The organism is Pseudomonas sp. H2_A10, assembly GCF_054680085.1.
Genome location: NZ_CP162821.1, coordinates 3,444,243 through 3,465,530 on the forward strand (window position 1 = coordinate 3,444,243; position 21,288 = coordinate 3,465,530).

Below are 21,288 nucleotides of genomic sequence, written 5' to 3' on the forward strand. Positions count from 1 at the left end.
TCCTAATCGGCGCGGATGCTGCCTTCGGGCAGTTGTGGGTTGAATTCATCGAAAAACGGGTACACGCCGGGTTGCAGGGGATGGATCACCACAAACGTGGTCACGCCGGGTGACAGCACTTTCTCCACGCGCAGCGGTGTGCTCTCGAATTCGGCAGGCCCAAGGCCCGTGTTCTTGAGCACGATCTTGAAGCGCTCGCCGGCCTTGACCACCAATTGCGGCGGGGTGAAATGACCGTCTTGCAGGCTCAGCTCATAGGTGGGCAGCGCTGCCGCCCACGCCGCGCCGTTCAGCAAAAAGCCGCCCAACAGCAGGGCGCGGCGCATCAGTAGCCGCCTTTTTTACCGATACCGGCATAGACGAATTCGTAATGCACCTCGCAGCGTTCGAACCAGGGCGCCACGCCGGTTTCCTTGTCGGTATGACGGCCCAGGGCGTGGTGACCGGTGGGCGGCCGCACGCTGAAGGTAAGGGTGTATTTGCCGGGGCCTTGCAGCTTGACGTTATCGCCATAGTGCGGCCCATCGTTGGCGACCATGGCGTGAAAGTCACCGCTGATTGGCGTATCGCTGCCCTGTTTTTTCAGCGAGAACGACAGGTTCAGATAGGGCACGAAACTGCCTTCCTGAAAGCCCTGGGCATTGTCCGCCGTGGCCCGCACATCGGCTTCCAGGTGCACGTCGGAGTCGGCGGTGGCGCGCATCATGCCGGCCGGGGCCATTTCAATCGGTTGCAGGTACACCGCGCCGATTTCCAGGCCGGGGCACTGTTGCGGTTCGCCGATGGGGTACTCCTTGGCGAGCGCCGCAGAGGTGGATAACAGCAGGGCGATGGGGAGCAGGGGGAGGGTACGCATAGGGGCTTCCAGACGGGTAAGTAAAGAGAGCCCGAGTCTAGGAAGGTCTGGCGTAAACAATAATGATTCTTGTCAAGTTCGCACGATATTTCATGCGTGCCAGGCTTGATATCGGTCAAGGCTGGGGGCGGGTATCAGGGCTAGGGTGGTGAGGTCGCCCTTCGGTAAGGAGCACTGCAATGGCCAAGCCTTTTCCGCTGCACCCCAAACACCCCGAACGCATCTGCTGGGGCTGTGATCGCTACTGCGGCGCCGCCGACCTGGCGTGCGGCAATGGCGCCGACCGCACCATGCACCCGGCCGAGATGCTCGGCGACGACTGGTACGAACACGGCGACTGGGGGCTGGCGCCCGAGCCGCCGAGTGCGGATGAGCCGTCAGCTGCCTGAGCGCGGTTTTTTCTGGGGTTCTTTATCGGAATCGGCAGGTTTGGAGGTCTTTTCCTGTTGTTTGTCGGTGTCCTGGGTTTTTTTGTCGCTGTCGGAAGGGCTGCTCGGGTAAGTCCCCGGCGGCAGGGCAGAACCGGCAGCGCTGTCGCCGGCCAAGGTGTTGGCCGCGCGTGTGGGGTTGTCACCAAACGCGGCGAGGGCGGGTGGACCGGACAGGGCTGTGAGGCACAGAGCAAGCAGCATCCTTTGCACGTACTTCATGGTTCAATCCTCTTCCTCTTGATCAAGAACCGGAGCCTTTCCAACAACCGGCCCCGGTGGCGGAACCAGGCGACAAGCAGCGTCAGGCCGCTATCGACTTGGCGCTCATGGTTTTTTTATACGCAGCTTTCATGGCTTCCATTTCGGCACCCAGCTCTTCGAGTTGCGCTTTGCCCAGCAGTTTTTTCGCTTGAGGGAACATCTCGGTTTCCTCTTCTTCGATGTGATGTTCCAGTAACTCCTTGACCACTTTGACCCGCCCGGAAAACTCGGTGGTGGAGGGCTCGGTCTGCTTCAAGTCAGGCAGTACCAGGGTGTCGACGGTGCGGTGCTCTTCCTTGGCTTCGTGGTACATGATGTCCTGTTCCTTGCCGCCGGCTTTACGGAAGGCGGGGTAGAGAATCTCTTCTTCAAGCTTGGTGTGCAGGGTGATTTCCATCTCCAGCTTGGCCAGCAGCTCGGTGCGCTTTTTCACACCGCGCTCGGTGGACTCGCTCAGTTGGGTCAGCAGCGCTTTTACACGTTCGTGGTCGGCTTTGAGAAGGTCGATGGCATTCATGATGAAACCTCACAGACTGGGTTCGGGCGCGTCGAAGTGCGCGCCTCGTCTGGTAGAAGATTGCATCAGCTGTACCAACTTGAGCGATTACATAAATCGTATTTTTATCAATGGGTTAAGTAGGTTCGGTGCGGGTTGGGATCGTGCAGCTTGCATGGTCGTGGCCGCAGCGGATTGCATTACACCCTGAGCGCTTGATGCCCTCGGTGCGTGGCCACCACGCCCCTTGGTAAATCCGATGGAACCCTTGGCGCGGATGCTTGACTTAACCCATAGACCTCAGGAGGTGAATCATGCAATTGGAATATGTCTGGATCGGGTTGGCGGTGGTTCTGCTGCTGTTGGAATTGTGGGCGATCAATGTGGTACTGCGCAGTACCGGCGGCTGGGAGACCAAAGGGTTATGGTTGGTGATTCTGATTTTCGTGCCGTTGTTGGGGCTGATCGCCTGGGCGATGTTCGGGCCCAAGCGCGAGATGGCGCAACAGCGTAAAAGCTGAGGGTTGAAGCCTTTGGCAAACAGGCGCCCCATGGGGCGCCTGTTTGCGTTCAGGGGCGCCGCAATCAGCCGGCCAGCGCCTGGGCAATCGCCGTGTTGAACGCAGGCAGATCATCCGGCGTGCGCGAGGTGATCAAGGTCCAGCCATTGGCTTTGCATTCCTTGACCTGAGCGTCGACCCAACCGGCGGCGCCGGCGTTTTCCAGGTCGATGCGCACGCTTTTATACGAGGTCAGCGTCTTGCCCTGGACCACGCCCGCGTCGATCAATGTCCAGGGGCCGTGACAGATGGCCGCGATGGTCTTGCCGGCGTCGGCGAACTCTTTGATCAAGCGCAGCGCCGCAGCGTCCTGGCGCAGTGTGTCGGCGTTGACGGTACCGCCGGGAATGACCAGCGCGTCAAAATCGCTGCTCAGCACATCCGACAGTTGCACGTCGGATTCCACGGTCTTGTCTTTTTCGGTATCACCGACAAAGGTCTGGGTGGTACCGCCCTTGCTCGAACCGTGGGTCACGGTCGCGCCAAACTCGCGCAGTGCTTGCAGCGGCTTGACCAGCTCATCGCGCTCGATGCCGGTGTTGGAGGTGATGATGAGGATTTTCTTACCGTTGAGTTGCGAGCTCATGGTCGAGGGTCTCCTGGTCGGGGATTAATGATCGTATTTGGCCTGCAGCTCCTTGGCCATTTTCAGATGGGCTTCAAGGGTGGGCAGGGTCTTGGTGGCGAATGCTTTCAGCTCGGCGTTATCCGAGGAAGCGGCTTCTTTCTTGAACAGCTCGACGGTTTTTTCATGAGCCGCCACCTGGTTGTTGGCGTAAGCCTTATCGAACGATTCGTCGCGCATTTCCAGGATGGCTTTCTTGGCCTTGTCGGTCAGGGCGGCATCATCCGGCACTTGGATATCGAGCTTTTTCGCCAGTGTCATCAGTTCCTGATTGGCCTTGGTGTGGTCGGTGACCATGTGTTGGGCGAAGGTCTTCACGTCGCCAGCGCTGCTTTTTTCCAGGGCCAGTTTGCCGGCCTCGATTTCGGTGATACCACCTTCGGCCGCGTTGTCGACGAAGTCGTTGGAGGTGGCGGCCATGGCGGTGGACATTGCGCCGGCGACCAGTGCGAAGGTCAGGCCCATCTGTTTGATCAGCAGAGTAGTCATGGTGGTTCTCCTTGAACGTGGTGGGATGCCGTTACCTGACTGTTGAGCGGATGCCTGGGCAAAAGGTTTAAATTTTTTTTGCGTTGATTTCGCGGCTGCAATTTCCTTGAACTATCGAAATACCCCAGGGCTCTGCTGCACAACGGTGCATGTTTTTTTGCGCCTCATTGCCTGGAGAGACTTCGTGACCGATCACAGAACTGCCGACAAAACATCCAACCCCATCAGCTCGGAACAAGCCCAGAAAGGCGCCGGCACCCCCGACAAGGACCAGGCGCTGGAGCGTCCAGATCCGAACACGGAAAGCGTCGACAAGGTGCTGACGCCCACGTCGATCAAGGACGCTGAGCGCCAGGCCGGTGCGATCAAAGAGCAAGCCGCCAAGGCTGAGCGCAAGCTGGGCCACTGAGGGGGATCGGCGCCACCGCCACGTCTAGCTACTCGACCTCAACCCGCAGCACTTCCAGCCCCAACTGCTCATACGCCTGCACGTTCGGCACATGCCACTCGGTAATCAACGTGTGAATACGGCTGCACGGCGCCACCACAAACGGCTCTACCGCGCCGAGTTTGTCCGCCATGGTTACCGCCACCACGTGGGAGGCGCTATCGAGCAAAGCTTGCTTGACCGCCACTTCATCAAAATGCAGCGAGCTCATGCCTACCTGCGGGTGCAGCGCGCACACGCCGGTAAACAGCAGGTCGGCCTTGATGCTCTGGATCAGGCGTATGGCGTCATGGCCGCCAGTGGAGAGCGTGGCCGGGTTGAGTTGGCCGCCAGCCAGAATCACCTTCACGTCACGATGGTCAGCCAGGGCGATGGCGATCATCGGCGAAGCGGTGACCACGGTCAGGCGTATGGAGTGCGGTAGTGACTGGGCGATCTGCAGCGTAGTGGAACCGGAATCGAACAGCACAATCTGGCCGTCTTCGACTCGGTTTGCCGCCAGTTGCGCGAGGTGGCGCTTGGCAGCGTTGGTCTCGCCGACGCGGGTGAAGAAGTCCTTGCCGGTATCTTTGGGCCGAGGCAAAGCGCCCCCGTGGACCCGTTGCAACAGGCCGGCGGCGGCAAGCTCGCCAAGGTCACGGCGGATGGTGTCCTGGGACACGGCAAAGTGCTCGACCAATTGTGCAGCGGTGACTTTGCCGTCGCGTTCCAGCAGCAACAAGATCTTCTGTTTGCGCAGGGAAGGCAGGTCAATGGCTTGATGGGAGTTGTGCATGTTTATGCGCTATTTTGCGGGTTTGTGCGAGGTTAGTCTGCCGTCGCTATAAACGCAATGGCTGGTTGGGCGACCGTTGGCCGGTTACTCTCTGGGCTCAGTTCAGGGAGAGGTGACCTAGATGTCGTTGATCACAACCATCGAAGACTTACGCAGGCTGGCGCAAAAACGTGTTCCAAGGATGTTCTACGATTACGCCGATTCCGGTTCCTGGACTGAGAGTACCTACCGGGCTAATGAAAGCGATTTTGCCGCGATCAAATTCCGCCAGCGGGTGGCGCGCAATATTGATGAACGCTCGATCCGCGCCAGCATGCTCGGCCAGGACATGGCCATGCCGGTGGCGCTGGCGCCCACCGGCCTTGCGGGCATGCAGCATGCCGACGGCGAGATTCTCACCGCCCGCGCCGCCGCCGCGTTTGGCCTGCGCTACACCTTGTCGACCATGAGCATTTGCTCGCTTGAAGACATTGCCGAACACGTCGGCCAGCCGTTCTGGTTCCAGTTGTACGTGATGCGCGACCGCGCGTTTATCGAACAGTTGATCGAACGGGCCAAGGCCGCAGGCGTGGATGCCTTGGTGCTGACCCTGGATTTGCAGATCCTCGGGCAACGGCACAAGGACTTGATCAACGGCCTGTCGGCACCGCCCAGACTGACCCTGCCGAACATCCTCAACATGGCGACCAAACCGCGCTGGGTGATGGGCATGCTCGGTACCCGACGCCGTGGTTTCGGCAATATCGTCGGGCATGTGAAGGGCGTTGCGGACATGAGTTCGCTGTCGGCGTGGACCGCCCAGCAATTCGACCCGCGCCTGAGCTGGGACGATGTGGAATGGATCAAAAAATGCTGGGGCGGCAAGCTGATCATCAAGGGCATCCTTGATGTGGAAGACGCGCGCCTGGCCGCCAATTGCGGCGCGGATGCGTTGGTGGTGAGCAACCACGGTGGCCGTCAGCTGGATGGCGCGCCGTCGAGCATCAGCCAGTTGCCGGCGATTGTCGACGCGGTGGGCGAGCGTATTGAAGTGTGGCTTGACGGTGGCATCCGCTCCGGCCAGGACGTGCTCAAGGCGATGGCCTTGGGGGCCAAGGGCACCATGATCGGTCGGCCGCATTTGTACGGTTTGGGTGCCTTGGGCGAGGCGGGCGTGACGAAGGCCCTGGAGATCATCGCTCGGGAGTTGGACGTGTCGATGGCGCTCTGTGGGTATAACGATATACGCGATGTGAATCGCCAGATTTTGTTGCCGGGAACATATCCAGAAAGCAACGGATGAGCAAAAAAATCGTAAAAAAATAAAAAGAGTTGTCCACGAAAACCGTGGGTATCTCTGTGGATAACTTTGCGAACGCCCGGCTGGCTTGGCGATTTAACCTACGGTTAATATTTGATCAACTTTCGATTTGGGCCAGCATGGGCAGGGTTTGCGCTTGACAGCCAAGCGCGAAGCCAGTGCCGAAAAGCACTTTATGAGTCGCCTTTACGGCCTGTGGAGTGCGTGACAACCTGCGCCGGCATCCTGGCCTGCATCAGGTGGTCGAGTGCCTGGCGATAGCTGCGACCGGCCAGGCTCATGCTGTTGTTATGGCTGGCGCCGGGCACCAATAACAACCGCTTGGGTTCCTCGGCGGCTTCAAACAATTGCTGGCTGAAACGCGGCGGCACATAGCGGTCATCAAGACCGTGTACCACCAACAACGGCATATGGATGTCGGCAATCTTGTCGATGGAGTCGAATTTCTGCGACAGCAGCCAACGGACCGGCAACGAGGTGTTGGCCACCGCCGTGGCCACATCCGCCAGGGACGTGAAGGTGGATTCGATCACCAGCCCGCGCACCGGCAGCGGCGTCTGCTGGCCCAGTTCAACGGCCAGGTCGATGGCCACCGCGCCACCCAGCGAGTGCCCGTAGATCAGGCGCTTGCTCGGGTCCGGCTGCAGCAGCTTGAAGCGTTCCCAAGCGATGCGCGCGTCTTCGTATACCGTCGTTTCCGAAGGCAGGTCACCTTGGCTTTGGCCAAAGCCGCGATAATCGATGGCCAGCACCGAATAGCCGAGTGCATGCAATTGCTCGATGCGAAACAACTGCCCGGTAAGGTTCCAACGCACGCCGTGCAGATAGAGCACTGCCGGTGCATCTTTGTTGCCCGCCGGGTACCACCAGCCGTGAATGTTCTGCCCCGACTTGAAACTGGCGGGCTTGAGTTCGAATTCCTGCACGGCCTTGGGCAAACCGCTGTACCAACTGGCGGTGCCCGGCTCGATGCGGAACACCAGCTCACGCTCCTTTTGTTGCAACACGCTACAACCCACCGGCAGAGCCGACGATCAACAACGCCATGCACAGTAAGGGCAGCCAGCGCAGGCGCAGGCGCGGCAGAAAACGAGAAGACATGAAGGTACCCAGGTGAAGGTGAAGCAGGGGTTTTACCAGATGGCCTACACCCACAGGTATAAATTCGACAGCCGTTGAGGGTGATTGCTTGCAAAGTGTTACAGCGTTGACAATGCTCCCCACTTTGAACAAAAGGCCTGACCATGGACAACAGCCCCGTTCGCATCACCGCCGAACAAACCCTCTCGGACAACTGGTACCTCCTCAAGAAATACAGCTTCGACCTGCGCCGCCGCGACGGCAGCTGGCAGGCCCAGACCCGTGAGGTCTACGACCGTGGCAATGGCGCGACCATCCTGTTGTACAACCGCGAGCAGCGTACGGTGTTGCTGATTCGCCAATTCCGCATGCCCACGTTCGTCAATGACTACCCCGGCTACCTGATCGAGACAGCGGCCGGGTTGCTGGACAATGCCAGCCCCGAGGAACGTATTCGCCTGGAGGCGGAAGAAGAAACGGGCTACCGCGTGGGGCATGTGGAAAAAATCTATGCCGCGTTCATGAGCCCGGGCTCGGTGACTGAGCGAATTCATTTTTTTATCGGCGAGTATCAGCCGGCGGATCGAGTTGGCAGCGGTGGTGGGCTGGAAGAAGAGGGCGAGGATATCGAAGTGTTGGAGCTGGGGTTTGAGCAGGCGCTGGGCATGGTGCAGAGCGGGGAGATTGTGGATGGGAAGACGATTATGTTGTTGCAGCATTTGGAGTTGCGGATGTTGAAAGAGGGGTGGTGAATCGGCAAATTCGGTTGATCGGGTTGTTGGCTTGTGGAGAGCGGGTTTGCGCTGTGTGGGGCTGCGAAGCAGCCCTTGAGTGGGTGGTTGTTGTTTGCACTGACTTGAGTGGCGTTCACATATGTGTGGGATAGAGCTGGATTCTTATTGGGCTTATCTCAACAAAACCTGCCTTTACAGCCATCATCGTGGTGCTTTTAAGCTCTGGTGTTCAGGTCTCCTCAGGGTAGTTTAAGGGGAGCGTGGGCTATAATTTTGGCGTTTTTTTAGCGCTGCATTAATTGAGATTGTGTGAGCAGAAGCTGCTTAATCAGAGCCCTAATTGATTGCGCGGTAAACTTTAAAACAGGGGAGTCCCAGTCATGGTTTTTGACGACTTTTATTTGAAAGTGTCCTTTTACATCGAATGAAGGAAACCAGCCTACGTCAAGTAATAGTCCGTCTGGGTACACCACCTGAAGCATATCCTCCTTCAAGTTGTGTACTTGATCTTCAATCGCGGAGTCTTCCAGCAAAGAAAGATCATCGTAGGTGATGTTGCCTTGTATGAAGTCTAATGAAATCACTTGATTAATCTCCGGAATGCTTGCTCTGAAATGGGGTGGCCGTGAATCGTTTTCGAGCTTAGTTCTACCCGGATCCAGCGACTTGGAGCCCCCTCGCTTGCGCCGATGCTTTCAGCGTACTCCATGACCTTCCAAGGTTTGCCATTCGTAGTCATCCTGCCGTTTTTATAGGCTTCCCTCTCTAGGCTTTCAATATCTATCCCTGGCCTGTATTTTGCCGGACCAGATTTTGTCGTTGCCAAAATATCTTTCCAAGGTATTTTCTTTGAAGGACTGTGCTTATAGCCATGGGCCGTCCATTCAATATCTTCAGGAGAAGGGAGCGGTGGTTGACCTTCATTCGCTTTCGCGCTGCTCGAAAAACTCTCAGAGCTTTTAGCCGGATCACAGTTGCCAGGACATTTGCTTAGCCCTAGCGGATCCACCCACCCCGTAGGGTTAGGCACGTACTGGTATGCGTTGATCCCACCCGCCAGCTTCACCGGATCCGGCGTCAGGTAGCGACCAATGTCCGGATTGTAGTAGCGATGGCGGTTGTAGTGCAGTCCGCTTTCCGGATCGAAGTATTGGCCTTGGAAGCGCAGCGGGTTGTCGACTTTTTTTACGTCGAGACGGCTGATTTGGCCGTAGGCGCGGTAGTGGGCGGACCAGACGATTTCGCCGTCTGGAGTGGTGAGTTCCTGGGGCGTGCCGAGGTGGTCGAGTTGGTAGTGGTAGGGCTTGGTGTCTTGTGGGCCGAAGCCTTCCAGCAGGGCGAGCGGCCTAAAACTATCGGGTTCGTAGAGGTAGCTGCGATGCCGATCCGCATGGTGTTCGGCGATCAGTTTGTCGCCTTGCCAGAAAAACTCGGTCGTTATGCCATCGACGGTTTTGCTGATGCGCCGCCCAAACGGGTCGTAGCGGTAACTCGCGGTTTGGCCGTTGGGCTGGGTGAGGCCGATCAATCGATGCTGGCAGTCGTAGCGGTACTCGGTAACGAGTTGATGGCCCTTGCCGCGCCGTTCACGGATCAGGTTGCCGAAGGCGTCATAGTCTTAGTGCCGGTCGCCCTGGATCATCAACCGATTGCCGGCGACGATGTCCGGGCCGGGGCGGTCGTGCATCAGCAGGTTACCGGCAGGGGTGTGGCCGAAGCGTTCTTGCAGGTCTTGCGAATGGTCTGCGCGGGTGAGGCGGCCTAGTGGGTCGTAGCGGTAGTGGTGTTCGCCTTTGCGGGTGTCGTTCAGGCGAGTGAGGTTGCCGGCTTTGTCGTAGTCGTAGTGGCGTTGGTAGAGGTGGTTTTCCTGTTGGGTGATGGTGTGGGCGTGCAGGCGGTGTTGGTCGTCGTAGTGGTAGTGGCTGAGGAGTTTGCCTTGGCGGTCGTAGGCGTAATCGACCGTGCTGCCGTCGGGTAAGGTTTTTCGTACAAGGCGGCCGGCGTGATCGCGCTGGTAAACGGTAACTAGCTGACGGCCATCGTCGCCGTGTTCGGTTTTTTCCTGCAGGTTGCCGTTGAGGTCGTAGACGTAGGCGGTGCGCTGGCCGTCGAAGCCGATTTCCTGCTGGATCAGGCCGTTGGGGTGGTAGTCCAGTCGGTAGATTTCGCCGATTTCGTTTTCGATTTCGGTCAGCAATAACCGCGCATTGTCGTAGCGGTAGTTGACCTGGGTGCCGTCGGCGTTGATGCGGCGGCTGATCAGGTGCAGGCCATCGGCGTATTCGTAGCGGGTGACGTGGCCGCGTTCGTCGCGTTCGGCGGTGATTTTTCCGTAGGGGTTGTAGCTGTATTCGCGGGTTGCGCCGCCCGGCAGTACAACACGCGTTAACCGACCAACGCTGTCCCATTGATACCCGGTCAGCGCGCCCTGTTCATCTTCGCGGGCAATTTCGCGGCCCAGATCGTCGTAGCGGTAACGCTTGATCCCGCCATTGGGCAGTTGTTGTTCAATGAGCTGGCCGCGTTCATTCCACACCAGCCGATGACAGCTGTGATCGGGATACCAAACGCCCGTCAGTTGGCCGTATTTGTTGTAGCTGTAGTCCGTCACCTCACCATCGGGATCGGTCCTGCGCGTCACGTCGCCCTGATCGTTACGCTCATATTTCCAAACCGCCTCGCCACGCCGCACCACCCGTACGAAACCGTTGTCATGCTCGTAGGATGTCGGCTCGTCATCGCCGGGAAACACCGCCACCAAGCGTCCGGCATCGTCGTACTGATACGCCGTCACCGCCCCGAGCGGGTCCTGCTCGACCGTCAGTCGCCCCTTGGCGTCGTAGGATTTGAAGTGCTGGGCGCCGTCCGGATCGGTGCGTTGCACCAGCCGTGCGCGGTCATCGTGGACATATACTTCCTGGCTGCCATCGGCGTTATGCACCGTGACACGGCCGTCATCCCCCCAGACATAACGCGTGTCCATCTGCGAAAAGCTGGCCCAGTGCCGCACGCATCGCGCCGCCTTGCCAGCGCGCTCCCATTCCCAAAAGAAGCTCGCGCCACCGGCCAAGCCCCGCTCAAGAATCACATGCTGTTCGTCGTACCGATAAACCTCGCTTTCGCCGACGGCACTGGTCGCCGAGACCAGTCGTCCTAACTCGTCATAGGCGTAGGAAACAACGTTTTGTTCGGTGATCCATTCGTAGGGCTGGCGGTCTTTGCTGCGCTGAATCTGGTAGTCCACCGCGACGATGCGGTCCCGTTCATAACGCAAGCACAACGAGCGGCCGGCGCCGGTATCCAGGCGCTCGATGCGGCCCAACACATCCCGCGCAATCCGCAGCCGGTTGTCATACGCATCACTGATCGAGACCAGCACACCGTCGCGAAAGTGATAAAAGCGCGACGCCTGGGCCAGCACCAGTTCGTCCGGCAAAGCACCTAAATAGATCGCCGCTTCGGCCAGGCTATTGGTGATCGCCGGCCGAGCAGAAGTCGGCAGTGGAAACGAAACAGTGCGGTTTTCATGGTCGGTCCACACCACCGAATCGCCCGAAACAGAAAGCCGCTGCGCCAGCGAATGACTCCAGCCAAACCCCAGCCCAACATCCACTTCCACCGCGCTGGTGCGGTACAAACGGGTCCACTCAAACGGCAATATCCCGTCTAAAACACCATCGGTGAGGGTGAGCAATTCCTCCCCAGTGACCATCGACACCGGGCAGCCATTGGTGACGGTCTTGTCCGCCGAAGCCGCCGCATCTCCGTTCGGGGTTTTCCCCGAAACAGGCACATCGTCGACATGCTCCTTTTGCTTCAGCACCGCGTTCTGCCGCGCCCGCCAGCGCATCTGCAGCGTGCCTTGCTTCACCCCACCGACGACCCCGCGCACCGCCACCGCTTTGTAGCGATCCACCGCTTGCATGAACTTCGCAAGAATCGCCAGCACGCTCTGAACAAAACCAACGGCCGCCTTCACAATCTGCGCGCCGTACCTGGCCAGCCGCAGGCTCAGATACGCCACAGCCGCCGCCGGCAATGCGATGGTCAGCACCGCGCCAATCACAAGGTCAATCAGCAGCGACACCACAAACCCAGCGGCCACTTGCGCAATCTCACTGGGCGGCAATGCGTCCAGCCAGATCATCGCTGTGCGCACCAGCAGAAACAGCGCCGCCTCGTCACTGGCGAGCAACATCGCCTGTTCCATGACCTTGGGCGCGTCGGTGGCGATCTGCGCCAATTTGGCGGCCTGATCACCGAGCTCTTCGACGTATTTAAGCGGGTCTTCAAGAACCGCCTGCACCCGCTTGACGCTGTCCCACACGTCCATGATCGCGGCCCAACTGCCCGCCAGCACGCCGCTGCCAATCGCACTCGCGGTGGACTGTTCCCAATAGGGCTTGAAGGTTCGCCACTGCTCGCGAAGCCACTGCTCCAGGTCCGCTGTCAGCCCGGCATAGGAGGTAAACAGTGCATCGACCTGTTCTGCCGACACGCCGCCCTGCACCCGCACTTGATAGCGCCCGCCGGCAGCGCAGTGGTGCGAGCCCTTGCCGTGCTCATCCAGCATGACTGGCGTGGAGCTGCCGTCATCCAGCCCGACCACCTCGACCGCAATGCCGCCAATCGGCACGTCATACAGCGACTCGAATTTGCTCTCGATCTTCAGCTCGCCGCCCGCACGGCAGCGGGCCACGGTGGAAAAATCCGCATCGGAAATACTTACCGAACGCTGCGAGTCCCCGACCCGCACCACCCGATCCATCCCCAACAAGGACGGTATATCTGCCGCGTGGCTCACCGAATCCAGCGCCCGCGAATACCAGGCACCCATCTGCTGGCGATAAATCACCAGGCTCTGATGAAAGCCATCCAGCTCATGTTCGATAGAGGCAATGTGGGAGGCGTGTGTCATCCGTGACGTCTCGGCAGAAGGCAAGGCGTCGGAGTCTGCCGCAGCAAAAAGCGGCTGGATGAACGGTTGGAAAAATCAGAATGAGCTGACCGACGACGGGGAAAAAACGCCTGAACCCGCCTCAACGAGCTACACGAAAAAACGACCCGACTGATTGCAGCAAGGGCTGAAAAAACACTCTCAAATAAAAATCGCTCTCATCCTTACCCGATTTTCCGACCTGGCCGTCATGGTTAATAGAACCTCCCTTACGCAGGATTTCCCATGTCGCGCCTCGCTCGTCCCTTGCATCCACTGGCCCTGTCAGTGGCGATGGCTTTTGCTGTTGTGCCGTTGCTGACTGTTCAGACTTCCGTCGCCGAAGAAAGCACCCAGGCTGTGCACAGCTTTCAGGTCCCGGCCGGTGACTTGAGCCAGGCGCTCAATAGCCTGGCCGAGCAGGCGGGGTTGGTGTTGGCATTTGATGCACGTTTGACCCGAGGCAAACGCAGCGATGGCCTGAGCGGGGAATACGCCATTGATGTGGCCCTGAACCAGTTGCTGGCCGGCAGTGGCCTGCAGGCTTTGAAGATCTCCGCCGACCGCTATCGCCTGGAGGCCATTGCGGATAACGGCGGCGCCATGGAGTTGCAGGCCACTACCATCAGCGGCGCCTACCAGGCCGAAAGCCCCACTGGGCCGGTGTCCGGTTATGTGGCGACGCGCAGCCTGTCGGGTACCAAGACCGACACCGCGTTGATCGAAACCCCGCAGTCGATCTCTATTGTCACCAAAGACCAGATGCGCGCGCAGAACGCCGAGAGCCTCAACCAGATCCTGCGCTACAGCGCTGCCGTGGTCCCGGAAACCCGTGGCGCGACGGCTTCGCGCCTGGACCAACTGACCATCCGTGGTTTCTCCCCGGCCACCTACCTCGATGGCCTGCGCATGCCATCGAGCCGTGACGCGTTGCCGCAAAAAGACGCCTTCGACCTGGAGCGCGTTGAAGTCCTGCGCGGCCCGGCGTCGGTGCTGTACGGGCAGGGCACGCCGAGCGGGGTGATCAACATGGTCACCAAGCGCCCGTTGGACACGCCGTTTCATGAAGTGGGCGTCGAATACGGCACCTTTGACAAAAAGCGCACCACCTTCGATTTGAGTGGGCCGATTGACGATCAGGGTGTTTATTCCTACCGGGTTGCCGGGCTTTTCGATGATGCGGACGGCCAGGTCGAGCACACGCAGACCCGCCGCCAGTCGCTGTCCACCGCTTTCACTTGGCGCCCTGATGACGCCACCTCGCTGACCTTGCTCGGGCATTTCCAAAAAGACCCCAAGGGTGCGTCCTACGGTTCGGTGCCGACCTGGGGCTCGGTATTGCGCAGCCCGACGGGGCGCAGCATCGATGTGGGCTTTTATGACGGCGAAAAGAGCTTCGAGAAGAGTGACCGCGAGTATTACTCCCTGGGCTATGCCTTCGAACATCACTTCGATGAGGTCTGGACGGTGCGCCAGAATGCGCGTTACCTGCGCAGCGAAGGCCAGTACCGCAGCCTCTACAACAACTACCTGATGGCGGATTATCGGACCATCCGCCGCTCGACCATCGCCACCGACGTGGACATGGACGCCTACACCCTCGACAACCAGGTGCAGGCCACATTCGACACCGGCCCGCTGCAGCACACTGCGTTGATGGGGCTCGATTATCAGAACACCCGCACCGACACCCTGTCGGGCTCAGGCACTTACACCGCCGGGCCGACCCTGGATATTTTCAACCCGGTCTACGGCGCGGCCGTTGCGGTACCGGCGTACACCACCGACGGCACGTCGCGCAGCGAACAGACCGGCGTGTACCTGCAAGAACAGGTGAAATGGGACAAATGGGTGCTGCTGCTGGGAGGGCGTTATGACTGGGCCAGCACCGATAGCAGCACCAAAACCCTGCGCACCGGGGCCAAGAGCCAGTCCTCCCTGGACAGCAAGGCCTTTACCGGCCGGGTCGGTCTGGTCTATCTGTTCGATAACGGCCTGGCGCCTTATGCCAGCTACTCGGAGTCGTTCAACCCGCAGTCGGGTACGGGGTATGGCGGTTCGGTATTCAAGCCGACCGAAGGCAAGCAGTATGAGGTCGGTATCAAGTACCAGCCGCCGGGTAGCAATAGCTTCATCACTGCCGCGATCTTCGACCTGCGCCAGACCAACGTGCTCACCACCGACCCGGACCCCACTCACCTGTGCGGCACCGGACGCTGCCAGAGCCAGGACGGCGAGGTGCAATCGCGTGGCTTTGAACTGGAAGGCAAGGCCAGCCTCAACGACAACCTGGATATCACCGCGGCGTACGCTTACCTCGATAACCGCATCAGCCAATCCAACAGTACCGTGAGCTATGCGCCCATCAGCGACATCGGCGTAGGCCCGGCGATCAATGCCGAGGGCACCACCACTTACGCGGTGCCGCGCCACACGGCCTCGGCGTGGGCGGATTACACCTTCCATGACGGCAACCTCAAGGGCTTCGGCATGGGCGCAGGTGCGCGTTATATCGGCTCCTCGTGGGGCGACACGGCCAATACCTTGAAAGTACCGGGTTACACCTTGTTCGATGCGGCGGTGCACTACGACATCAAGCACCTCCTCAACCTCAAGGACAACCTGCGCCTGGCGCTCAATGCCAGCAACCTGGCGAATAAAGAGTACGTCGCGTCGTGTTACTCGTACTCGTGGTGCTGGTATGGCTCCCAGCGCACGGTGCAGGCGAGCGCGACCTACCAATGGTAATGACGCGCCGATAAGGCAATTTAATGGCCCCTTTGTAACAAAATCCTCGCCAGAATCGCGTTCATTTTCAGGTGGTTAGGTGGGGATGCAAATGCGTAATGTTGGAATCATGCTGATCGCCTGCTCCCTGGCCGGCGGCGCGGCCGGTGTGCAGGCAAGGGAGCTGCGCGAGGGCGACAAGTACATGTGCAGTTGGGGCGCCGGCACCGCCGCCAGGGCCCAGGAACTCAAGCTGTCGGGGGTGTCGCTGTACGCCGCCCGGCAGAAGATCCAGACCCTTAAGTTCAATAAATCGTGGATGCGCATGATGGCCATGGGCATCACCGAGCAGACGTACGACAGCCGTTCAAGACTCAAGCCCGAAGCGATCCGCCAGAGCTTCTATCAAGACTGCGTGCGCTACAAAGTGGCGCGTAAATAGCGCCTGGTTATTGAGTTAATAACCCTCATATGTAAGCGGGTATATAGGCGGTAGTTGCACCAAAAAGTGGCATAAATAGGTTTCACTACCTTAAAAAACATGTGGTTATTGAAGGACTTACAGCGTTTAGAATCCGACGAAAGGATCAAAATAATCTTGTTACACGTTATTGCAGTGGTTACTATAGCCCGGCGTTCACCTCCCACGGTTTATGCATTTTTAAATCCCAAGTTTCCATCAGCTACTTGGGATTTTTTTTGCCTGCGATTTGCGCTCCGGCACTTTTGCCGCTGCTGACCATGCAGCCCCCGAGGGGTTGGACGGCATCCATGCCATATCGAACCTCATTGGCGAACTGCGCACCGAGATCAAGGCCGGGCGCCACGGGTTTGCGGTGCTGAGCTAGCCGTTGACGGTGCTGGTGGGGGCATCGGTTGCGCCGTAGTAACGCCAGCAGCAATGGCGATGCTCGGGCACGATCACGCAGCCGCTGAGGCTGACGATCAACAGGGCGGCAACCAGCATGGATAGACGACGGGACATGGTATTTCCTCTTGGTGTGCGCAGCGTTATTCCTTGAACGCCGCCACGGGGGAAAATCCGTCGCGATCCTTTCAAATATTTCATCAAGTCCCGCCAACACCCAGGCAATACTGCCCTCGACCCCCTGCCCGAAGAAAAATCCATGCCGCCGCGACGGATTTTTCGCTACCCGCCGTTCAACCCTACAGAGGCGTGTACGGGTACACGTCGATGAAGGAGTTGCCATGAAAGTCCTGACGCTATTGCGCTATGCCTTGCTTGCTCCACTGGCCTTTGCCGCGTTTGTCAGCACGCCGGCCTTTGCCCAGACCGAGATCATCATTCGCCAGGCACCGCCACCGCAGCGTGTGGAAGTGGTCCCGGTCGAGCGACCCGGTTACGCCTGGGACCGGGGGCACTGGCGCTGGGAAGGGCAGGGGTATGCGTGGGTGCCGGGCCACTGGCAGCCGGTGATGCGAAACGCACGCTGGGAGCCTGGCCACTGGGAAGCCCATGGCCCCAATTGGTATTGGCGTGAAGGGCATTGGGTCCGCTGATTTTTTGGAACTGCCCGATTGAAAGACATTGATCCGGACGTTGAGCTGCTGGCGCGTATCGGCAACAACGAACCTGCCGCCGTCAACGAGATGGTCACGCGCAAGCTCCCGCGTTTGCTGGCGCTCGCCAGCCGGTTGCTGGGGGATGCCGACGAGGCCAAGGACGTGGCCCAGGAAAGTTTCCTGCGCATCTGGCGGCACGCCGCCGGTTGGCGCAGCGGCGAGGCGCGTTTCGATACGTGGTTGCACAGGGTGGCGCTCAACCTGTGCCACGACCGTTTGCGTCGGCGCAAAGAGCGAGCTCTGCACGATAAAGACGTGCTTGAGCTGCCGGACAGTGCGCCATCGGCCGATGAGCAACTCGAAACCGCCGAGCGCAGCGCGCGCATGGCTGCCGCCTTGGCCGCGTTGCCCGAGCGCCAGCGCGAAGCCATTGTGTTGCAGTACTACCAGGAGCTGTCGAACATTGACGCCGCAGCCCTGATGAATATCAGCGTCGAGGCACTGGAAAGCCTGCTGTCGCGGGCCCGCCGCCAGTTGCGCAGCCAACTTGCCGACACACCCGGGCTTGCCCGCCCAGGAAGGGGAACCACATGACACTTGAACGCTTTGCCTACCTGGCCGATGCCTACGGCGCCGATCTGCGGCGCTGGCCTGCCGCTGAACAGGACGCGGCCCAAGCCCTGCTGGACAGCGGCAACCTTCACGCGCGCCAGACCCTGGCGACGGCGGGTTGGCTGGATCGGCAACTGGACAGCCATCAACCGGCATGCGCCGACCCGGCGCTGGCCCGGCGGATTCGTCAGTCGGCAACCGTACGCCGCTCTTTCTGGTCGCGCTATGCCGATTGGCTCTCGCCCGCGAGCCTTGTTGGCGCGGGCATCGCCGGTGTCGTCACCGGGATGTTGGTGGCGTCCTTGAGCATGCCGTTGCCCAGCCTGCCAGCCGAGATATTGCCCAGTGTCTTTGATCAGGGCGATGCGCAGGTCGTCTTCAACGTCAACGCGCAGGAAGCCGAACAATGACAGCCAGATCCCTTAAGCCTTGGTTGTTCGTGTCGGTGTTGCTCAACGTGTTTTTGATCGGTGGGGTAGGGGGCGGCCTTTATCACTGGATGACCGTTGCCGAGCCGGCTGAAGCGATGGTCAACCAACATGGGTTGCGCCAGGCCATGTTCAAGTTGCCGCCGCAGCGCCGCAAGGAATTGCGTCAACTGCTGCGGCACAACCGTGCCGACAGCCAGCCGCTGGTCATGGCCGGGCGTGAGGCGCGCATGGGCGTGATCAGGCAACTGCAGGCGCCGACCCTGGACCGCGACGTACTGGTGGCCGAACTGGCCAAGGCGCGCGAGGCGGATGCGGCGCTCCGGGCGTTGGTGGACACGACGTTGGCGCAGTTTGCCAGTGGGTTGCCTCAGGATGAGCGGCAAAAGCTGGTGGAGGCGTTGTATCTGCGCGGGCAGGCCAAAGGCAAGGCGCAGCAAGCGCTTGAAGCGGTGCATTGAGCGGCGAAAATATCCCAGCGCTTCGATCAACAATTCTTGATCGCCATCAAGCAGCTTTGCCTCCCCACCTTCCTATCATGGCCACCGCCAAGCCATGAGGAAGCGAGCATGTCAGAGACCTTCACCAAAGGCATGGCCAGGAATATTTACTTTGGAGGAAGCGTGTTCTTCTTCCTGATTTTCCTGGCCCTGACCTATCACACCGAACAAACCTTTCCCGCCCGCAGCAACGTTGACCAACTGACCGACGCGGTGGTGCGCGGCAAAGGCGTATGGGAGCGCAACAACTGCGTCGGCTGCCACACCTTACTGGGCGAAGGCGCGTACTTTGCGCCGGAGCTGGGCAATGTGTTCAAGCGCCGGGGCGGTGAAGAGGGCTTCAAACCGTTCCTGCATGCCTGGATGAAGATGCAGCCTCTGGGTGTGCCAGGACGCCGGGCCATGCCGCAATTCAACCTCAGCGACCAGGAGGTGGACGACATGGCGGAGTTCCTCAAGTGGAGCTCGAAGATCGATACCAATAACTGGCCACCGAACAAGGAGGGCTGAGCCATGCGCAGCGCCAATCCCTATCTGAAATTCCAATCCCAGGCCGTGGCCAAACCCTATTTTGTGTTTGCCTTGATGCTGTTTGTCGGCCAAGTGCTGTTCGGCCTGATCATGGGCCTGCAATACGTCGTGGGTGACTTCCTGTTCCCGCTGATCCCCTTCAACGTTGCGCGGATGGTTCATACCAACCTGCTGATCGTGTGGCTGTTGTTTGGCTTCATGGGCGCGGCTTATTACCTGGTGCCTGAAGAGGCCGACCGCGAACTGCATAGCCCCAAACTGGCGATCCTGTTGTTCTGGGTATTTGCGGTGGCGGGCGTATTGACCATCCTTGGCTACCTGCTGGTGCCCTATGCGGCGCTGGCCAAGCTGACCCACAACGAACTGCTGCCGACCATGGGGCGTGAGTTCCTGGAGCAGCCGACGCTCACCAAGATGGGCATTGTGGTGGTGTGCCTGGGCTTTTTGTACAACATCGGCATGACCCTGCTCAAAGGCCGCAAGACCACCGTGAGCATGGTGATGATGACCGGGCTGATCGGCCTCGCGGTGTTCTTCCTGTTCTCCTTCTACAACCCCGGCAACCTGGCGCGGGACAAGTTCTACTGGTGGTGGGTGGTGCACCTGTGGGTGGAAGGTGTGTGGGAATTGATCATGGGTTCGATGCTGGCGTTCGTGTTGATCAAGGTCACCGGCGTCGACCGCGAGGTGGTGGAGAAATGGCTGTACGTGATCATCGCCATGGCCTTGATCACCGGCATCATCGGCACCGGCCACCACTTCTTCTGGATCGGTGCACCGCAGGTGTGGCTGTGGGTCGGTTCGATCTTCTCGGCCCTCGAACCATTGCCGTTCCTGGCGATGGTGATGTTCGCCTTCACTATGGTCAAACGCCGCCGGCGCCAGCACCCCAACCGTGCGGCCACGTTGTGGGTCAAGGGCACCACCGTCACGGCATTCTTCGGCGCGGGGGTTTGGGGCTTTCTGCATACCTTGGCACCGGTCAACTTTTACACCCACGGCACCCAACTTACGGCGGCTCACGGGCATCTGGCGTTCTTCGGTGCCTACGCGATGATCGTGATGACCCTGATCAGCTACGCCATGCCGCGTCTGCGGGGGCTGGGTGAAGCGCCGGATGCGCGTGCGCAGACGGTTGAGGTGTGGGGCTTCTGGATGATGGTGTTGTCGATGGTGATGATTACCCTGTTCCTCACCGCCGCGGGTGCCGTGCAGGTGTGGTTGCAACGCTGGCCGGTGGACGGTGTGGCGCTGCCGTTTATGGCCACGATGGATCATCTGAAGGTGTTGTTTTGGGCGCGGTTGGGCAGTGGTGTGGTGTTTTTGGTGGGGTTGCTTTGTTACCTGTATAGCTTTCGGCAGCGTGGTCGGGTGGCTGAAGCAGCGGTGCGGATTGTTTACTGAGGGTGCTGCGATTCAGATGGGGTTGAGGGGGGGGGGCCGTGGCGGCCTTAGGGCCGACCAGGTTCTTTGGGTGTGAGTACATATCCGTTGCTGCGGTAATGGCGGCTATGGGTTCCGCTCTTACAGCGGGTCACTTTTGGAAGAGCGCCAAAAGTAACCAAAAACGCTTCGCCCCACCACTCGGCACCTCGCCTAGGCTCGGTGTGCCCGTAATCCGACAGTGATTTGGGGGGCCGCCGCCACGCGCCATCCATGGCGCGGGGCGGCTAAACCGGCATCCCTGCCGGTTTACCCCCCAAATCACTATCGAATTCCGGCCAGCGTGGTTAACGGGGCGCTCCAGATCAAAAACAAAGCGAGGCGGCCTTAGAGCCGACCTGATCAGTGAAGCGTACGCGGTGCAGCTTCTACTTCCTTAACTGCTGACGAAGTCAGCAATCTTTTGATCTGGCTTTTGCTTTTGCTTTTGCTTTTGCTTTTGATCTTAGGCGCCCCGTTAAACACGCTGGCCGAACGCAGGCTTGAATCCGTGGGTAACCCGGCAGGACGCCGGGTTAGCCGCCCCGCGCCA

22 protein-coding genes and 3 pseudogenes are annotated in these 21,288 nt (G+C 59.6%); 14 read left to right on the forward strand and 11 right to left on the reverse strand.

Annotated elements, in window-relative coordinates; translation table 11 throughout:
- Nucleotides 1-2: 2 nt before the first annotated feature.
- Nucleotides 3-326, reverse strand: a complete 324-nt coding sequence (locus AB4O23_RS16055) for a cupredoxin domain-containing protein (RefSeq protein ID WP_065878812.1) — start codon at nucleotides 324-326, stop codon at nucleotides 3-5.
- Nucleotides 326-856: an iron transporter gene (locus tag AB4O23_RS16060; RefSeq protein WP_065878813.1), complete on the reverse strand. Its 531-nt coding sequence runs from the start codon at nucleotides 854-856 to the stop codon at nucleotides 326-328. The genes AB4O23_RS16055 and AB4O23_RS16060 overlap by 1 nt, the downstream gene beginning before the upstream one ends.
- A 179-nt stretch (nucleotides 857-1,035) precedes the next feature.
- Here AB4O23_RS16060 and AB4O23_RS16065 point away from each other — a divergent pair, with 179 nt between their 5' ends.
- Nucleotides 1,036-1,245, forward strand: coding sequence for a DUF3079 domain-containing protein (locus AB4O23_RS16065; protein ID WP_065878814.1), 210 nt, complete (start codon nucleotides 1,036-1,038; stop codon nucleotides 1,243-1,245).
- Here AB4O23_RS16065 and AB4O23_RS16070 read toward each other — a convergent pair.
- Together AB4O23_RS16070 and AB4O23_RS16075 are read right to left on the reverse strand one after the other, a co-directional pair.
- On the reverse strand, nucleotides 1,234-1,506 hold the full coding sequence (locus AB4O23_RS16070) for a hypothetical protein (protein WP_065878815.1): 273 nt from the start codon (nucleotides 1,504-1,506) through the stop codon (nucleotides 1,234-1,236). The two genes, AB4O23_RS16065 and AB4O23_RS16070, sit on opposite strands and share 12 nt — an antisense overlap.
- Before the next feature lie 82 nt (nucleotides 1,507-1,588).
- A complete protein-coding gene (locus AB4O23_RS16075; RefSeq protein ID WP_065878816.1) occupies nucleotides 1,589-2,065 on the reverse strand; it encodes a hemerythrin domain-containing protein in 477 nt (158 codons plus the stop codon).
- Nucleotides 2,066-2,358: 293 nt separating this feature from the next.
- Between AB4O23_RS16075 and AB4O23_RS16080 the strand changes: the two genes are divergently transcribed.
- Nucleotides 2,359-2,565: a PLDc N-terminal domain-containing protein gene (locus tag AB4O23_RS16080; protein ID WP_017527382.1), complete on the forward strand. Its 207-nt coding sequence runs from the start codon at nucleotides 2,359-2,361 to the stop codon at nucleotides 2,563-2,565.
- Nucleotides 2,566-2,629: 64 nt separating this feature from the next.
- On the opposite strand, the gene AB4O23_RS16085 is transcribed toward AB4O23_RS16080, so the two are convergent.
- Both AB4O23_RS16085 and AB4O23_RS16090 read right to left on the reverse strand, forming a co-directional pair.
- Nucleotides 2,630-3,190: a type 1 glutamine amidotransferase domain-containing protein gene (locus AB4O23_RS16085; RefSeq protein ID WP_017527383.1), complete on the reverse strand. Its 561-nt coding sequence runs from the start codon at nucleotides 3,188-3,190 to the stop codon at nucleotides 2,630-2,632.
- 24 nt (nucleotides 3,191-3,214) lie between these two features.
- Complete coding sequence (locus tag AB4O23_RS16090; protein WP_065878820.1) at nucleotides 3,215-3,718, reverse strand: DUF4142 domain-containing protein; 504 nt, start codon at nucleotides 3,716-3,718, stop codon at nucleotides 3,215-3,217.
- 184 nt (nucleotides 3,719-3,902) lie between these two features.
- On the opposite strand from AB4O23_RS16090, the gene AB4O23_RS16095 reads away from it, so the two are divergent.
- Complete coding sequence (locus AB4O23_RS16095; RefSeq protein WP_065878822.1) at nucleotides 3,903-4,127, forward strand: hypothetical protein; 225 nt, start codon at nucleotides 3,903-3,905, stop codon at nucleotides 4,125-4,127.
- A gap of 28 nt (nucleotides 4,128-4,155) precedes the next feature.
- Here the strand turns inward: AB4O23_RS16095 and AB4O23_RS16100 are convergent, their stop codons facing one another.
- Nucleotides 4,156-4,941, reverse strand: a complete 786-nt coding sequence (locus AB4O23_RS16100) for a DeoR/GlpR family DNA-binding transcription regulator (RefSeq protein WP_017527386.1) — start codon at nucleotides 4,939-4,941, stop codon at nucleotides 4,156-4,158.
- A gap of 121 nt (nucleotides 4,942-5,062) precedes the next feature.
- Between AB4O23_RS16100 and AB4O23_RS16105 the strand changes: the two genes are divergently transcribed.
- Complete coding sequence (locus AB4O23_RS16105; RefSeq protein ID WP_017527387.1) at nucleotides 5,063-6,223, forward strand: alpha-hydroxy acid oxidase; 1,161 nt, start codon at nucleotides 5,063-5,065, stop codon at nucleotides 6,221-6,223.
- A 191-nt stretch (nucleotides 6,224-6,414) separates the two neighbouring features.
- Here AB4O23_RS16105 and AB4O23_RS16110 read toward each other — a convergent pair.
- Nucleotides 6,415-7,342: pseudogene (locus tag AB4O23_RS16110) on the reverse strand (alpha/beta hydrolase).
- A gap of 143 nt (nucleotides 7,343-7,485) precedes the next feature.
- Between AB4O23_RS16110 and AB4O23_RS16115 the strand changes: the two are divergent.
- The gene (locus AB4O23_RS16115) at nucleotides 7,486-8,073 is read left to right on the forward strand and encodes an NUDIX domain-containing protein (protein WP_017527389.1); all 588 of its coding nucleotides are present in this window, start codon (nucleotides 7,486-7,488) and stop codon (nucleotides 8,071-8,073) included.
- A 266-nt stretch (nucleotides 8,074-8,339) separates the two neighbouring features.
- Here AB4O23_RS16115 and AB4O23_RS16120 read toward each other — a convergent pair whose 3' ends face one another.
- Together AB4O23_RS16120 and AB4O23_RS16125 are read right to left on the reverse strand one after the other, a co-directional pair.
- Nucleotides 8,340-8,639 (reverse strand): hypothetical protein, encoded by a 300-nt coding sequence (locus AB4O23_RS16120; RefSeq protein ID WP_017527390.1) that lies wholly within the window; start codon nucleotides 8,637-8,639, stop codon nucleotides 8,340-8,342.
- Nucleotides 8,636-12,973: pseudogene (locus AB4O23_RS16125) on the reverse strand (RHS repeat-associated core domain-containing protein). The gene AB4O23_RS16120 and the pseudogene AB4O23_RS16125 overlap by 4 nt, the downstream one beginning before the upstream one ends.
- A 264-nt stretch (nucleotides 12,974-13,237) precedes the next feature.
- On the opposite strand from AB4O23_RS16125, the gene AB4O23_RS16130 reads away from it, so the two are divergent.
- The 3 genes and pseudogenes from AB4O23_RS16130 to AB4O23_RS16140 all read left to right on the forward strand — a co-directional run.
- The gene (locus tag AB4O23_RS16130; RefSeq protein ID WP_460059978.1) at nucleotides 13,238-15,739 is read left to right on the forward strand and encodes a TonB-dependent siderophore receptor; all 2,502 of its coding nucleotides are present in this window, start codon (nucleotides 13,238-13,240) and stop codon (nucleotides 15,737-15,739) included.
- Between the two features lie 91 nt (nucleotides 15,740-15,830).
- A complete protein-coding gene (locus tag AB4O23_RS16135) occupies nucleotides 15,831-16,160 on the forward strand; it encodes a hypothetical protein (RefSeq protein ID WP_026067479.1) in 330 nt (109 codons plus the stop codon).
- Between the two features lie 304 nt (nucleotides 16,161-16,464).
- Nucleotides 16,465-16,566 (forward strand): annotated as a pseudogene (locus AB4O23_RS16140) (DUF1652 domain-containing protein); the annotation flags it as partial.
- Here the strand turns inward: AB4O23_RS16140 and AB4O23_RS16145 are convergent.
- Nucleotides 16,563-16,703: a hypothetical protein gene (locus AB4O23_RS16145; RefSeq protein WP_017530580.1), complete on the reverse strand. Its 141-nt coding sequence runs from the start codon at nucleotides 16,701-16,703 to the stop codon at nucleotides 16,563-16,565. The pseudogene AB4O23_RS16140 and the gene AB4O23_RS16145 overlap by 4 nt on opposite strands.
- Nucleotides 16,704-16,927: 224 nt before the next feature.
- Between AB4O23_RS16145 and AB4O23_RS16150 the strand changes: the two genes are divergently transcribed.
- The 6 genes from AB4O23_RS16150 (at nucleotide 16,928) to AB4O23_RS16175 (ending at nucleotide 20,717) form a co-directional block, all read left to right on the forward strand.
- Nucleotides 16,928-17,239 (forward strand): YXWGXW repeat-containing protein, encoded by a 312-nt coding sequence (locus tag AB4O23_RS16150; protein WP_017530581.1) that lies wholly within the window; start codon nucleotides 16,928-16,930, stop codon nucleotides 17,237-17,239.
- 18 nt (nucleotides 17,240-17,257) lie between these two features.
- Nucleotides 17,258-17,836 (forward strand): RNA polymerase sigma factor, encoded by a 579-nt coding sequence (locus AB4O23_RS16155; RefSeq protein WP_135197023.1) that lies wholly within the window; start codon nucleotides 17,258-17,260, stop codon nucleotides 17,834-17,836.
- The gene (locus AB4O23_RS16160; protein WP_065878831.1) at nucleotides 17,833-18,264 is read left to right on the forward strand and encodes a hypothetical protein; all 432 of its coding nucleotides are present in this window, start codon (nucleotides 17,833-17,835) and stop codon (nucleotides 18,262-18,264) included. The genes AB4O23_RS16155 and AB4O23_RS16160 overlap by 4 nt, the downstream gene beginning before the upstream one ends.
- Nucleotides 18,261-18,743, forward strand: a complete 483-nt coding sequence (locus AB4O23_RS16165; RefSeq protein WP_017530584.1) for a periplasmic heavy metal sensor — start codon at nucleotides 18,261-18,263, stop codon at nucleotides 18,741-18,743. The genes AB4O23_RS16160 and AB4O23_RS16165 overlap by 4 nt, the downstream gene beginning before the upstream one ends.
- Nucleotides 18,744-18,851: 108 nt before the next feature.
- Nucleotides 18,852-19,292 (forward strand): c-type cytochrome, encoded by a 441-nt coding sequence (locus AB4O23_RS16170; protein ID WP_017530585.1) that lies wholly within the window; start codon nucleotides 18,852-18,854, stop codon nucleotides 19,290-19,292.
- A 3-nt stretch (nucleotides 19,293-19,295) separates the two neighbouring features.
- The gene (locus AB4O23_RS16175) at nucleotides 19,296-20,717 is read left to right on the forward strand and encodes a cbb3-type cytochrome c oxidase subunit I (RefSeq protein WP_460069531.1); all 1,422 of its coding nucleotides are present in this window, start codon (nucleotides 19,296-19,298) and stop codon (nucleotides 20,715-20,717) included.
- Nucleotides 20,718-21,288: the final 571 nt, after the last annotated feature.